A 230-nucleotide genomic window follows, 5' to 3' on the forward strand; every position below is an offset into this window, starting at 1 on the left:
TTTTAAATCATCAAACTCGCTAACCAATCTTTTTGCAGTTCCTTTTATTGGTTGATAAATTATTTTAGTTCCTTCTTTTTTTAAATATCTTTCTGGTGATGCACATAAAGCAAACTGAGTATCAATTGTTAAAAATGATGCAAAAGGAGGTTCAGAAATCTTGTTTAAATGTTGATAAACTTCTATAGGATTTATAAGAGTGTTTTCTGCGTAAAATTCTTGACAGAAAT

Annotated in this window: 1 protein-coding gene; it reads right to left on the reverse strand. The window is 27.8% G+C overall.

The genetic code is table 11. From position 1 onward, the window contains the following. Positions 1-230: chorismate-binding protein (locus ACY2RW_RS16500; protein WP_490123806.1), on the reverse strand; the 230-nt coding region annotated here is incomplete at both ends.

This window comes from Polaribacter sp. 2305UL8-11 (assembly GCF_058147165.1).